The sequence below is a fragment of the Mesorhizobium tianshanense genome (assembly GCF_007830515.1).
Taxonomy (GTDB): domain Bacteria; phylum Pseudomonadota; class Alphaproteobacteria; order Rhizobiales; family Rhizobiaceae; genus Mesorhizobium; species Mesorhizobium tianshanense.
Genome location: NZ_VLKT01000057.1, coordinates 1 through 12,892 on the forward strand (window position 1 = coordinate 1; position 12,892 = coordinate 12,892).

The 12,892-nt window shown below is 58.7% G+C and carries 10 protein-coding genes, 2 pseudogenes and 1 riboswitch; of the genes and pseudogenes, 7 read left to right on the forward strand and 5 right to left on the reverse strand.

Translation table 11 applies throughout. The annotated features are described in order from the left end of the window. Positions 1–87: 87 nt before the first annotated feature. A pseudogene (locus tag IQ26_RS40070) lies at positions 88–717 on the forward strand (LysR substrate-binding domain-containing protein). A gap of 337 nt (positions 718–1,054) precedes the next feature. Here the strand turns inward: IQ26_RS40070 and IQ26_RS31545 are convergent. Then, the gene (locus tag IQ26_RS31545; RefSeq protein ID WP_145722298.1) at positions 1,055–2,224 is read right to left on the reverse strand and encodes a serine hydrolase domain-containing protein; all 1,170 of its coding nucleotides are present in this window, start codon (positions 2,222–2,224) and stop codon (positions 1,055–1,057) included. Positions 2,225–2,514: 290 nt separating this feature from the next. On the opposite strand from IQ26_RS31545, the pseudogene IQ26_RS41670 reads away from it, so the two are divergent. The 5 genes and pseudogenes from IQ26_RS41670 to IQ26_RS40705 all read left to right on the forward strand — a co-directional run. Continuing rightward, a pseudogene (locus IQ26_RS41670) lies at positions 2,515–2,705 on the forward strand (DUF4158 domain-containing protein); the annotation flags it as partial. Between the two features lie 978 nt (positions 2,706–3,683). Then, a riboswitch (cobalamin riboswitch) is annotated at positions 3,684–3,875 on the forward strand. A 152-nt stretch (positions 3,876–4,027) separates the two neighbouring features. After that, the gene (locus IQ26_RS31550) at positions 4,028–5,044 is read left to right on the forward strand and encodes an ABC transporter substrate-binding protein (protein WP_145722299.1); all 1,017 of its coding nucleotides are present in this window, start codon (positions 4,028–4,030) and stop codon (positions 5,042–5,044) included. After that, complete coding sequence (locus tag IQ26_RS31555) at positions 5,041–6,093, forward strand: FecCD family ABC transporter permease (RefSeq protein ID WP_407660326.1); 1,053 nt, start codon at positions 5,041–5,043, stop codon at positions 6,091–6,093. Before IQ26_RS31550 ends, IQ26_RS31555 begins: the two co-directional genes overlap by 4 nt. Continuing rightward, positions 6,090–6,854, forward strand: a complete 765-nt coding sequence (locus tag IQ26_RS31560) for an ABC transporter ATP-binding protein (protein ID WP_145722300.1) — start codon at positions 6,090–6,092, stop codon at positions 6,852–6,854. The genes IQ26_RS31555 and IQ26_RS31560 overlap by 4 nt, the downstream gene beginning before the upstream one ends. Positions 6,855–6,864: 10 nt before the next feature. Then, positions 6,865–7,254, forward strand: a complete 390-nt coding sequence (locus IQ26_RS40705; RefSeq protein ID WP_240547328.1) for a plastocyanin/azurin family copper-binding protein — start codon at positions 6,865–6,867, stop codon at positions 7,252–7,254. On the opposite strand, the gene IQ26_RS31570 is transcribed toward IQ26_RS40705, so the two are convergent. Genes IQ26_RS31570 through IQ26_RS31580 form a run of 3 tightly spaced genes read right to left on the reverse strand, consistent with a single transcriptional unit; the run spans position 7,181 to position 10,562 of the window. Then, entirely contained in the window at positions 7,181–8,059 is an 879-nt protein-coding gene (locus IQ26_RS31570; protein WP_145722301.1) for a TniQ family protein, read from the reverse strand. The genes IQ26_RS40705 and IQ26_RS31570 overlap by 74 nt on opposite strands. Continuing rightward, positions 8,056–8,937: a TniB family NTP-binding protein gene (locus tag IQ26_RS31575; RefSeq protein ID WP_145722302.1), complete on the reverse strand. Its 882-nt coding sequence runs from the start codon at positions 8,935–8,937 to the stop codon at positions 8,056–8,058. Before IQ26_RS31575 ends, IQ26_RS31570 begins: the two co-directional genes overlap by 4 nt. Before the next feature lie 5 nt (positions 8,938–8,942). Continuing rightward, a complete protein-coding gene (locus IQ26_RS31580) occupies positions 8,943–10,562 on the reverse strand; it encodes a Mu transposase C-terminal domain-containing protein (protein ID WP_145722303.1) in 1,620 nt (539 codons plus the stop codon). A gap of 137 nt (positions 10,563–10,699) precedes the next feature. Between IQ26_RS31580 and IQ26_RS31585 the strand changes: the two genes are divergently transcribed. Beyond that, positions 10,700–11,374, forward strand: a complete 675-nt coding sequence (locus IQ26_RS31585; protein WP_240547329.1) for a DinB/UmuC family translesion DNA polymerase — start codon at positions 10,700–10,702, stop codon at positions 11,372–11,374. A gap of 68 nt (positions 11,375–11,442) precedes the next feature. Here IQ26_RS31585 and IQ26_RS31590 read toward each other — a convergent pair whose 3' ends face one another. Next, entirely contained in the window at positions 11,443–12,849 is a 1,407-nt protein-coding gene (locus IQ26_RS31590; RefSeq protein WP_145722304.1) for an exonuclease domain-containing protein, read from the reverse strand. Positions 12,850–12,892: the final 43 nt, after the last annotated feature.

The following is a 12,892-nucleotide window of genomic DNA, read 5'->3' on the forward strand; positions in this document are numbered from 1 at the left end:
GACTTCGGTCAGGCATATTACCAACGCGTTCGCACAATCCTGGCCGAGATAGACGCGGCGGAATCTCTTGCGCAAGAGAGTCGGGCGGTGCCTCGGGGCCGATTGCGGATAAACGCTCCGGTGACTCTCGGCGCTCACGAGCTTGCCCGCGTCTTGCCGGAGTATCTCGCCAACCATCCCAAGGTCGAAATCGAGTTGACTTTGGCGGATCGGCTCGTCGATCTGGTCGACGAGGGATACGACGCCGTGTTCCGCACTGGGCCACTAGGGGACAGTGGCCTGATCGCGCGATAACTGCGGCCGATGCGTTTCGTCCTTTGCGCGGCGCCATCCTATATCGCACAGCGCGGCGCCCCTATATGCCCAGAGGACCTTCGCCATCACGAATGTCTCGGCTTCGCCTACGGTTTCACACGCGACCGTTGGCGCTTCACAAGCCCGGACGGTGAGGAGGAAATCGACGTGAAGTGCCGCACCGTTGCCAATAACGGCCAGGCACTCCTGACGCTCGCACTTGCTGGTCTCGGTGTGCTGATGCAGCCGGAGGCGCTTGTCCGGGAGGCATTGTCGACCGGCGATCTGGTCCCCCTACTGGCTGACTACGCCGTTCCAAGCCGGCCGCTTCACATCCTCTATGCACCGGATCGGCGGATCACGCCAAAGCTGCGGTCGTTCCTGGATTTTGCGGTCGAAAAATTCAGCCGGGAGGAGCGTTGAGGCCGTGCAAAGGGGCTTCGATGGTGCGTGGCACGACCGTCGGGTAGGTTGTGGATACGTGTAAAAACCGGTCACAAGGGCTTTGCCCACAACTTCCTTGCTGGCGTCTGTATCAGCAACCGTCGGCTATGAGCTCATTGAGCCTTCAAGAATCTTGCATCACCGGGCATCCACACAAGACCGCTGGATGCTCGCACAACAGGGCGCCTGCTGGCGCCGGGGGTGCCCCACGCTGTGGATATGCCGGAGGTGGTACGGCGCGGATGCTGATGATCTTCCAGCCCTCGGGCTTCGACCTGTTTCTGGCTGAGCTGCTCCACCCGGCGCGCGGAAAATCTCAAAGACTTTCGTACACTGCTTTCTCAAAGCCGGCGAACAGCGGAAGGACATGCGGGTCGGCGAATGGCAGAATTTGCGTCATCACTAGTCCGCCAACCTTGGCGGTCGGATCGACCCAGAAATAGGTGTTCGCTAGCCCCGCCCCGGCAAGACCGCCGGGATTGCGTCCCTCCTTGGTCTTCTGCGTATTGATCATGAAGCTCAGCCCCCATTTCTTATCCTGTTCGGTATAGAAATCCACATTGTTGGTCACGGCTGGGATCGCCGAATGCATCTTGGTCATATTCAGCCCGCCCATATTATTCTGCCCCATAAGGTCCACGGTTTCCGGCTTGAGCACTTGGTTACCGTTGATTTTGCCGCGATTGAGGAGCATGCGGATGAAAGCGCCATAGTCGGAGGCAGTACCATAGAGCCCACCGCCGCCCATTTCGAACTCTGGCTCCTGCGGAATTTCGAATGGCATGACATCGAAGCTGTTAGGCGAGGAGCGTGCATGCAATGCCACGAGGCGCTTACGCTGGTCGTCTCGTAACTTGAACGACGTATCCGTCATGCCAAGAGGCGAAAACATGTTGTCTTGCAGATAGGAACCGAGTGCCTTGCCGCTGGTTGCTTCCACCGCCTTACCAACAAAATCTATGCCGATGCCGTATTCCCATCGTGTCCCAGGATCACTGGTAAGCGGGATTGTCAGCGCCTTGTTCTCACAGCTAATAATACCAGGGTTCTGGGTGTGCTCCATATAGCGAACCATGTCGGCATTCCACATGTCGTAGCAGAAGCCGGACGTGTGGGTCATCAATTGCCGCAACGTGATCGGCCCTTTCGCAGGCCGCAGTTTTGGTGTTCCGTCTTTGTCGAAGCCTTCAAGCACTTTTGGCGATGCCAGATCGGGAAGCAGTCCCCCGATCGGTTCGTCGAGCGAGAGTTTCGCCTGTTCGACCAATTGCATCGCTGCCGCGGCAGTGATCGCCTTGGTCATCGACGCAATCCAGAAAACGCTGTCGACATTCATTCGATCATCTTTAGTGAAGTCGCGGCGGCCAAACGCTTCGTGATAGATTGGCCCGTCTTTTTTTGTCGCAAAAGCGACAATACCGGGCACCTCCCGAGCATCGACAGCCGACTGCAACAAAGACGATGGGCTATGTGTAGCAAAATCCATGGATGTCGTTCTCGTTATTTTCTAATTCTATTGTCGTCGACCATTGTTAGGCATAGACAAACGCGTTTCTAGTGGGAGTATATTGAAAATACGTGCAAAATGTTGTCGCGAAGATTTCGTCTTTGCCGCGCGTGTATGCTTGGTGATGTCGCCGACTCGGCCGCGACTTACTCTCCGGCCGAATTTCTCGTGAATATCGCGGATACTGAGATTGGTTGAGACGGCAGGCGCCTCGCGCGTTGCGGCTGCTTTCATACCTGCGGTGACGCGCATATGACGCGTGTGAGGAGCTGGGCAGTCGTTATCATCTGAGCGAAACCGATTTTGTCTTCGTCCGCAGCAAGGCTCGTGGCGATGCCGGCCGGCTGACTCTGGCGGAGCGCTGAAGGCGCGCCAGGATTTGGGGTTCTTTCCGGCGCCGAATGATCTCCACATCGAGACCATCGCGCATTTGGCGTCGCAACTCGGGTTGGCTGATCCGCCAGGCACTCATTCGCACTCACTCGCTCGTTTGACCGGACTGGCGAGTTCTGACGGCCGAAGCCTGAGGCTCTAATTCCGTATTGACCGTAGACGTTCCCTAATGAGTCAATGTTGACAGTCATCGTGGATCCACGTTGATTGGTGCTCGAAGTCGCGCCAATACTTGAAAAATCTTTGAATTGGCTTGCGTCGAAAGCCAAAGCTGTAAGAAGGAAAGCTGCTGCTGCAATGGCGCGGGTCATAGATCTTCCTCCGTTTATGGGGGATGGGACAGTCGTTTCAAGGGAAGCGAGATTCTTACCTCCCCCTCGATTTCACTAGGGAAGGGGACAACGTCTGCGTCGTCGATCATGAAAGGTGTGATTGTCAGCCGTCTTTCGAACAGGTCTGTAATCGATCAGCGTATCATTTGGACTTTTCAATGTAGACATCAAACCGGCTCCGTTGGCGTGAATGTCGCAACCGGATCAGCAAGAGTCATGCCAGCTAGAGAAACCTTCAATTTCGATGCGTTCTTCATGTCTTGCGCTTAGCGATGCCGCCACTTTTGTCGGGTTTTCCTCCAAATTTGTCGGGTTCCTCCAAGAGAATTGGTCGAAAATTCCTTCGTCTATTGGTTATCCAGATTGGGAGACGGAAACCGCGAATACCTCCTCATTACGCGTCCTTGAGCCGGAGGTGTCGACTCGACCTACGCGACCTCGCCCTTCGCGCCGCGCCAGCTTTTCGAGCGGCCCCACTTCGGGCTGCGCAGCGCGACACGGGCAGGGGCCCTTCGCCCCTGCCGTCAAATGCTGGAACGCTCTCCAGGGTTCACCTCTAGGACCGCCTGGTCGGCCTTTTCATTCATAGTGTTTGCCTTTTCGGCTCTCCTTGATTAAGTAGCCTTGGTTTGTTACGTAATAACATAACTAACCTGTAAGAGGCACAAAGATGTTGGGCTCGGAAAGGCACCGCTTGATGCGAGCCAGGGGATTGGTTAGAAACGGGTGTCGGTTTCCGTAAGGAAATAACAGGGAATTCGCCGCGGCTTGCCGCGACACGAAACTGCCCCCGCAACTGTAGGCGGTAAGTCCATCTCGATCACGCCACTGGGATTAGCCCCCGGGAAGGCCGAGAGGGACGATGACCCGTCAGTCAGGAGACCTACCGACACCCGTAACTTAACGCGCCGGGCGGGGTGTCCGGGGAGGTTGTCGATGACGCTACCAAAACGTGAAGTGCAGCCGCATCTCGTCCGTTGCGACGCGATGACGATCATTGCCGTCCTGACCCGAATCCTTCGATCCCTGCCAGCAACCGATCGGAGATGTTCGCGCCATGACTGTTTCAAGCCTTGCGCTTGCCGCTGCTAGCTTCGCTTTCCTCACGGCGGTCGCAGCGGCCGAGCCGACCAAGTATCCGCTGACCCTCGAGAATTGCGGGGAGACGCTGACCTTCCAGAAGGCGCCTGCGTCGACCGTTACGGTCGGCCAGGCGGCGACCGAAGTGCTTTACTCACTCGGCCTAGGCGACAAGGTGACCGGCACCTCGGTCTGGTTCAAAGAGGTGCTGCCTGAGTTCAGAGAGGTCAACGACCAGGTCGAACGGCTGGCCGACAACGATCCGAGCTTCGAAAGCGTGGTCGCAAAGAGGCCGGAACTGGTGACCGTTCAGTTCATCTGGCATGTCGGTCCTGACGGAATCGTCGCGACCCGAACCCAGTTCCATGACGTCGACATACCGACCTATGTGCTGCCGGCCGACTGCGTCGCGAAGGACAATACGGTCGGCGTCGACGGCACGCGCAGCGAGCTCTTTTCGACCACCACTATCCATCAGGGCATCCGCGAACTGGCGCAGATCTTCGACATCCAGGGCAAGGGTGCGGAACTCGTCGCCAGCCTGGCGGAGCGCGAGAATGCCGCCGTCGAACGTGCCAAGGCGCTCGACCTCAAGGGCGTCTCGGCGGTCTTCTGGTTCTCCAGCGCCGAGATGGACATCGACCCCTATGTCGCGGGCCGCAAGGGCGCACCAGCCTACATGATGGACAAGCTCGGCATCAAGAACATCATCGAATCCGACGAGGAGTGGCCAGTTGTCGGTTGGGAGACCATCGCCAAGGCCAACCCGAAGCTGATCGTCATCGCCAAGATGGATCGCCGCCGTTTCCCCGCTGACGACTACGAGAGGAAGCTGGAGTTCCTAAAATCCGATCCGGTCGCGAGCCAGATGGACGCGGTCAAGAACGACCGCATCGTCGTGATGGACGCACATGCGATGGATGCGACCATCCGCACGATTGCCGGCATCGAGGTGCTGTCGAAGTCGCTCAAGGATTTCGGATTGGCACAGTGAGTCTAACCGCCTCGCAAGAGATCTACGTCTCCCGGCTCGGTCGGGGGACGCTCGGTTTCGCCGCGCTCGTCGTGGCGGTGCTCGCCGGAATCTGCATCGGCGAGACGCCGATCCCTGTCTCGATCGTCCTGCAGACTCTGGCCAACAGGATCTTTGGTTCGGCCTACGTGCTCGACCCGATCGACATGGGGGTCATCTGGAACTACCGCCTGCCGCGTGCAATCATCGCGGCCTGTTGCGGATCTGGCCTGGCAATCTCCGGCATGGTGCTGCAGTCGCTGCTGCGAAACGCGCTGGCGGACCCGTATCTTCTCGGCATTTCGGCCGGTGCCTCGACCGGCGCGGTGGCCGTGACTGTCGCCGGCATGGGCGCCGGCGCGATTTCGATGTCGCTTGGAGCCTTCGTTGGCGCCGTCGTAGCCTTTGCCCTGGTGGCGATAATGGCGCGCGCGGCTGGCGGTGGCGTTACGTTGCACGGCACCGGACAGATTGTGCTCGCGGGCATAGCCGGGTCGCAGCTCTTCAACGCGCTGACCTCCTTCATCATCACCAAGTCGGCCAATGCCGAGCAAGCGCGCGGTATCATGTTCTGGCTGCTGGGCAATTTGAGCGGCGCACGGTGGCCCGACGTTTGGCTGGCGGTCCCGATAGCCCTGGTCGGGCTAGCCGCTTGCATCTGGTATGCGCGCGCTCTCGACGCTTTCGCCTTCGGCGCCGAGTCGGCGTCATCGCTGGGAATACCAGTTCGCAGAGTGCAGGTCGTCCTCATCGGCTTCACGGCGCTGGTGACGGCGGTGATGGTGAGCATCGTCGGCTCGATCGGCTTCGTCGGGCTTGTTATCCCCCATGCGGCGCGGTTTCTCGTCGGCGTGCGCCACGGGAGGCTGGGGCCGGCGACGGCGCTCATCGGTGCGGTGTTCCTCATCACCGCGGATGTGCTCTCACGCACCATTATTCCCGGACAGGTCCTGCCGATCGGCGTCATTACAGCACTCGTTGGAGCGCCGGCTTTCGCGGTCATTCTGATCCGCGGGCGGCGCGCGCCATGATACTGGAAGCACACGGTCTCGGCTGGTCAGTGCGAGGGAAACCGATCGTCACTGGGGTCGATCTCGTGGTGAACGAGGGTGAAACGCTCGGTCTCGTCGGGCCGAACGGCTCCGGCAAGTCGACAATGATGAAACTGCTGGCAGGCATCCGACAACCGACGTCAGGCGACGTTCGCGTCAAGGGTGAGGCGCTTCGCGCGATGCCGCGCCGCGCGGTCGCCCAACTGATCGCCTTTCTCGAACAACAGGCAGAGACCACTGAGGCCATCACCGTGAAAGATGCGGTCGACCTTGGCCGCACGCCGTGGCTGACGCCGCTGCAGCCATGGTCGCCGAAAGACGACCTCATCGTGGCGCAAGCGCTTGCCGACACCGACATGGAAGGGTTCGAGCGCCGTTCCTGGGCAACCCTTTCCGGTGGGGAGCGCCAGCGTGTCCACCTAGCCAGGGCGCTCGCGCAGCAGCCTCAGATCCTGCTTCTCGACGAGCCCACGAACCACCTCGATGTCCAGCACCAGCTCTCGATCCTCGACCTGGTCGCGAAACTGCCAGTCACATCGGTTGTCGCGCTGCACGATCTGAACCAGGCGGTCTCCTGCGATCGCGTCGGCGTGCTGTCGGGCGGCCGGCTCGTCGCGCTAGGCCCTCCGCACGAGGTGCTGACTGTCGAGCGGATCGGCGCGGTGTTCGGCGTTCGCGCAAGCATTCTCACCGACCCGGCAGACGGCACGCACATGTTCCGCTTCCATCCAGCTTCCTGAAAGGAAACCCATGCGCTTGCAAATTCTGACCCTGTTCCTGTCGCTGGCAACGTCGTCCGCCTGTGCCGAGACGCACGACATCAAGATGCTCAACCGCAATGAGACGGGCCCGATGGTCTACGAGCCTGACTTCGTCCAGATCGCGCCGGGCGACACCGTAAAGTTCATCGCGGCCGCAAGCGGCCACAATGCCGCGACGATCGACGGCATGGTCCCGGACGGTCACCCCGACTTCAAAGGTAATGTCGCTTGGCAGTTAACCGCGAGAATGCGGTCGTTTCCTTACAGTTTTCCATTTAACCGTAAGAATCTGATAGACATGATTCTCAAATTAACTGCCTCTGTGAGGCGTACGGGTGTTTGCCAGCCTGTGCGATCAGCTTCTCGGCGGCGTAGCTGAATCGGGTCATGTTGTCGCCAAGCGTGTGACGGCGGAGCATTCGGAGCATCTCAGGTCCGGCGCGTTTAACGATGGCCACACCCGTCAATAGGCTTGCCCGCAGGTGGAGCGGCAGAATTGGCCTTGCAGGTGTGGAAAGGTCCACCCGTTCTGCGGCGACCACGCGATCGAGATCGGGGATGATGACGCCGAGGACGCGGAAGAGATAGAGCTCATGCTCTGATGGCACGGGGAATATTATCCGCCGCATGAGCAGCAGTCGGGCGATTTCAGTTGGCGAAGCCCAGGTCCGAGCGCCGCGCTCGATCTCATTGTCGAGCAGCTTCTCGCCCCGTATTGCCATGCTATGGTAATGCCGGAAAGGAGAGGGGACTTCGTGCCCATCTCGGTCTCGTAGGAGCTCTCCACAGCGAGAGCATGTGATCCGCCAGCCCAGCAGCTGGCTTCGCAGCACGGGTAGGGGCGTCGCATGGATAGGATTGCAGATTGTGCAACGCTGCGACGATCTCACGGCGATCCATCGATGAAACGGCTGCGGGACGTTGGTGAAGGTCATACGACGTATGTCAGCCGGCTCTGCAGCGAACATGTTGGCAAGGCGAACTTGCTGGTCTTCAGCCAGATTGAGGTCAGCTGCTCGCAACGATGCGGCCTCTGGCAAGCAATGCCGAAGCATGACGAGCGGCGGCACTGCGTAGAAGTCGGCATGACGTCCGATCCAGGACGACAACAACTCATCCCGATGCGGCTTGAAGCAGACCGGAAGTCTTGAGGGCGGGAATCCGGCGCTGGTGAAGCGGCTCATGCAAATGCGGCTTCGGCGTCGAACTCCGGTACCCAACGCTCAATTGCTTCATCCGTGACCTGCTCGGCCCCAGCCTCAACTGCCTCGACGGCAAGGCTGTTCATCATGTGGAATATGTTGGCGGTGATGCCCTCGGTGATCTGCAGTATTCGCCGCAATGACTTCGGCGTCAGAACAGACGGCTTTCGCAATGGCGTGTTGCGCAGGATCGACGTCACAAGTGTCTCAAACTGCTCATTTGCCGCCCATCGACTCAAGGTGAACTGCTCGAACCGTCGCGCGAGCTGGACATCACCTCCGATAGCCTCGCGGGCTTCGTTGACGCCGAAGCAGACAAGTGAGATCTGCAGGCGATTGCTGAGAAAGCGTAGCGTGTTGAGGACGATGCGTTGCTCCCGGTACGTGCCGGCCAGGATATTGTGCACCTCGTCGATGACGAGAACCTGGACACCAATTGCTTCCATAATGCGAAGGGCGGCTTGTTCCATCTGGGCGATGTCGGCGCGCGGGCGCTGTGGCGCTCCAAGCAACGTCAGAAGTTCGGCATAGAACCGCCGTTCTCCTGGCCGGCTCGTCATCTCCATCGCCAGAACTGGCGTCTTGAGTATACCTGTCCTAAGATCGAAGCTTGGCGGATGATCGTCGCGAAAGCGCTTCATCAGCATGGTCTTGCCCATGCCGCTATCGCCATAGATGGCAACCGATGGCATCCTTGTGCCACGCGGATGATCGAGAAGCCGGTTCAGCCGTTCCAAAACTTGCTTGGCGCGGAGGTAGAGTACCCAGCGGCGTGCCTGGATGGCGCGAACGCGCCGCTCGTTATTCTCACCAAGCCAGTAGGCTGCGTCAGCGGTGAGATGGGAAATGTCATTGGCCATGGGGGTCAGTCGGTATCCTCGACAAAGGGTACGGGTTTGCTGGAATCGACGCCGCGAAGCGAGCCCCATTCACGGTCATCCACTCTTGGCTTGCGGCTGACAGTCTTGCCGCGCCGCGCTGCGGCAGTCATTCGTTGCGCATTGTCAATCAACTGGCGTCGGGCAATGGCGGTGCGCACTATTGTTCCCATATCGATTTCGCGCTTCCCCTTTGCCAACAACGAATCTCGCGATGCCTTGGCTTCGGCAAGCGTAATGGAAGGCAAGGTGATGTCGCCGTATCGGGCTTCCACGAAGTTGCCCGACAAACGCCGAACGAATATGCGCGACAAATCCCTGGGATCATATTTGATCAACAGGCGCCGCTTGCCGGTCCGTCCGACATCAGCGGCCAGCGCGGCGGACCAGTACCGCAGTCCGAAGATATGGATGCCGTTAGGCCTCAGTGTTCGTTCGTCTTCGGGCAGGAAGGTGAGCCAGAAGTGCATTCGATCCCGTGGAAGCCGTAACGGGATTGATCCCTCATACTCGCGCCATACAGCGATCGGCGGCCGCTTAAGGCTACTGTGGATCGATTGATGGTAATCGCCGACGATATCGAGTGCGATGTAGCGCTCGAGTTCGCGCAACGTGAATGCCGAATGCTTGCGTGGATTATACTCTCCCAACTCATCAGGATTGCTGAATGTCGTGCCGGGGAGCAGATGAAGCTTGCCCATCTGTGTGCCGATCAGACGCTCGATGTGACCGCCGAACCGGGGTTCTCCCGGAGGACGCCAGTCGATTTCGATACCGGCATCCTCGCAACCACGCTGGAAGGCACGGCTGCGGAAGTCCCGGCCGTTGTCGACATGAAGTCGATCCGGCAGGCCAGCGACGGGCCACGGGTCCGCGATCTCGCGTTCGCGAAGCCACGCAGACTTGTCGAACACCGAATGCAACAGACATAGGCTGGTTGATAGTCGAGACGGCGCCGCCATAGTGAGATAGAAGCCGGTGACCATCCTGCTGCAAACATCCATGGCCAGCGTCAGCCAGGGCCGGCCGATCGGCTGGCGGCTTTCTTCATCGACGACAAAAATATCTGCCCTGGTGTGATCAATCTGAACGACCTGCAGCGGTCTCGAAACTTCGAACTTGCCCGGAACGGCAATGGTTGACTTCTCGATCTCCGCTTCACCGCGCGCTTTGGCGCGCTTGGCAAGATCGACGACTTCGATACGTGCGACGATCGTTCTCCGATGAGGCGTCGGCAAGCCCGCAACGCGACAGCTGGAGTTTACCTCGCGCACGAGCGCCGATACGGATGGACGGGTCTTCTTCAGATAGAAACGTTTGATCTCCGCCCTGATAATGTCGTCGCGCGCCTCGTCGAGAACCCTGTGACCGGCCGGGCGACCGGCTTTGCGTCCGACAAGTGAGAGTACGGTCCCGCCTTCTCGAAATAGCTTTAACAACCGATAGGCCGATGCCTGGCTTAACCGAAGCTCGCCGGCAAGCTTGCGTATCTGGCCTGTCGTTGTCGGGCCAGACTCTCGACGCAGGAACTCACGGATCACGTCCGCCTTGCGGCACGCCTCATCCCAGTCAATGTCATCGATCTCATCGGCAAACGGCTCGGACATCGCGGCTCTCGGCGCAAAAACATGAGTACCATTATTCTCACATTAAGTGCCAAAATCAAGCGATAATTATCATAATTAACTGCCAATTATCAAATTAAGTGCTTGCGTAACTCATTGATACTATTGAATCTCGATTCTTGAGGTTTGATGGAAAGTCACACCTGGCCTGGAATCGAGATCCCCGCCAAATTCGAACCCACCATCGTGCGCGCTCCGCCGGCGCGCAGTCGGCACTGGGAAGAAAGCCGGCCGTCGGACGCGTCATCAAACCCACGCTGCTGCACCTTGCCGATAGGGTCGCCACACGCCTGCGCGCGAAGTCGCTTGGCGGCAGTACGGTCACAGTGCGCGTGCGGTTCACCGACCTGCGCGCCGTGACGCGATCCGTGACGCTCGATGTGCCGATCTCCGCCACGGTGATGCTGGCCGAGATCGGCGAGGAGTTGGTTCGCGCCGCGCTTGCCGATCATCCCGGAGAGCGGACGATCACGCTGCTGGCGATCTCGGTGTCACATCTCAGGTCGCAGCCCGAAATCCAGCTCGATCTCCCGCTTGGCCTTCCGGATGAAAAACGCAGACCCGGCGCCAGCAGAGGCATCGCCCGCTGGACCGCCGATCGCGCTGTCGACGCCATTCGCGAGCGTTTCGGATGGGCGGCCGTGGGCTACGGCTCCGCTGCTTTGGAGATCCCCGGTCGGTTCCCGACGCGTTCAGGGAGCTTGCCGAGAAAGATTTATGACCGTGATCCGGGACGGCGGCCACATTCACATCGTCACCTTGGTGATAAAAATCTCACACTCGGTACCCAGTAGGGCACCGCTTAGTTCAATGACAAAGATGTACATTGGGGAGGGGGCGGAGAATATTCTGTACTGCAATACTATGGCATTGCACCCAGATCGAAAGATAGTTTATTGAACCGTTCTTTCAGCCAAGATTCAATTTTACTTACTCGCTCATCTAGCTCTAACTCGTGACCGTCCAGCTCCAGCTCCAGCTCCTGCAATGCATCCTTAATTGATCGCCAAGGTTGAGCACTGACAGTACTCGCATCCAACCGTTTCGCAATTCCAGTTCGTATCCGTTCCCGTTCCTCCTGGAGAAGCAAATGTGGCGCTGATACATAAACGAGTCGCAGAGCCAACCGATGAAGTCGCCGGTCGTTAAAAGCGCGAGCGATTTCCACTCGTTGGGGCCAATCGGCCACTTGGAATGCCGCCATCAAAGTCTCGTCTGATTTCGCTGGAAAGCCATCGAAGATCAGTTCTTCGAGCTCACCGGTGCCGGCTGGGTAGTCTGGCGCAGCACCGAGGTTGTGGACCAGTTGCGCGCAATATTCTTCATCGGCTTCAAGGAACGCAGACTGCGCAATTTCCTCGGCGCCGCATGCCATACTGAATTTCGTTGCGGCTTCTTCGATCGTGAAGATGATTGGCGCTCTGTTTAGAGCGATCCGGCGAACGAATTCCCGCATAGCATGGGGATCTTCAAAACTGCCTTGTGAGGCATCTCGGGATGAACGCCAATCGAATCCGAGCATGACTACGGTGGCATGTGATGTGCGCACTCCTTTCTGGTCGATGCGCTGACCAAACCATACGGCTGACTTTCCTGTGACGTGCTCGAATACGAGTACAGGGCGACCGAATGACAAAGTCTCAGCCGTCCGGCTCTTAGACGCGCGCTGAATAAGCAACTGCCACAAGTCGGGCACCCTGTCGGCTAATAGCCGGGCAAGAAAGATGGTTGCTTCGACATCACCCATGGCATCGTGCGCCCGGTGAGAGTCGAAGCCGTTCAGCGGCGCCACTTGGTCAAGCTTGAAGCTCGGCCCGCCCTCTGCGCGCTTCGGCAATGCCAAAACCCCAGGCAGTAGATGGGCCGTTGCGCGGATAACCGGGAGCAAATCAAGCCGGGAATTCCCATTTGTAATCGTGACGTAGGGAGGATGCAGCGTTTGCCAAAACGCCCGCTGTAGAAGTGGTTCGTCGAAGCGCATGGAATTGTAGCCGATGAACGTTGCTGGGCTCCACGTCCTAAGTCGCTCACAAATCGCTTCCATCATCTCAAGGAAGGTTGGAAGTCCGGGATCGGTAAGGCGATCCGGCTCAGTATCGGTAACGAGGAGCGCCATTGGCGACGGGATCACCCATGGCAGCAACTGGCATCGCATCTCGAGGCGATCTACCTCACGCAGCCGGTCATCTGTTAGCACCGCACCAAACTGGATAATCTGGTCGAACACTATATTCGTACCAGTTGTTTCAGTGTCATAGAAGACGAACATGGTCGGCGCTACAGTTGCGTAGGTTGATCGAATGGGTTACCTC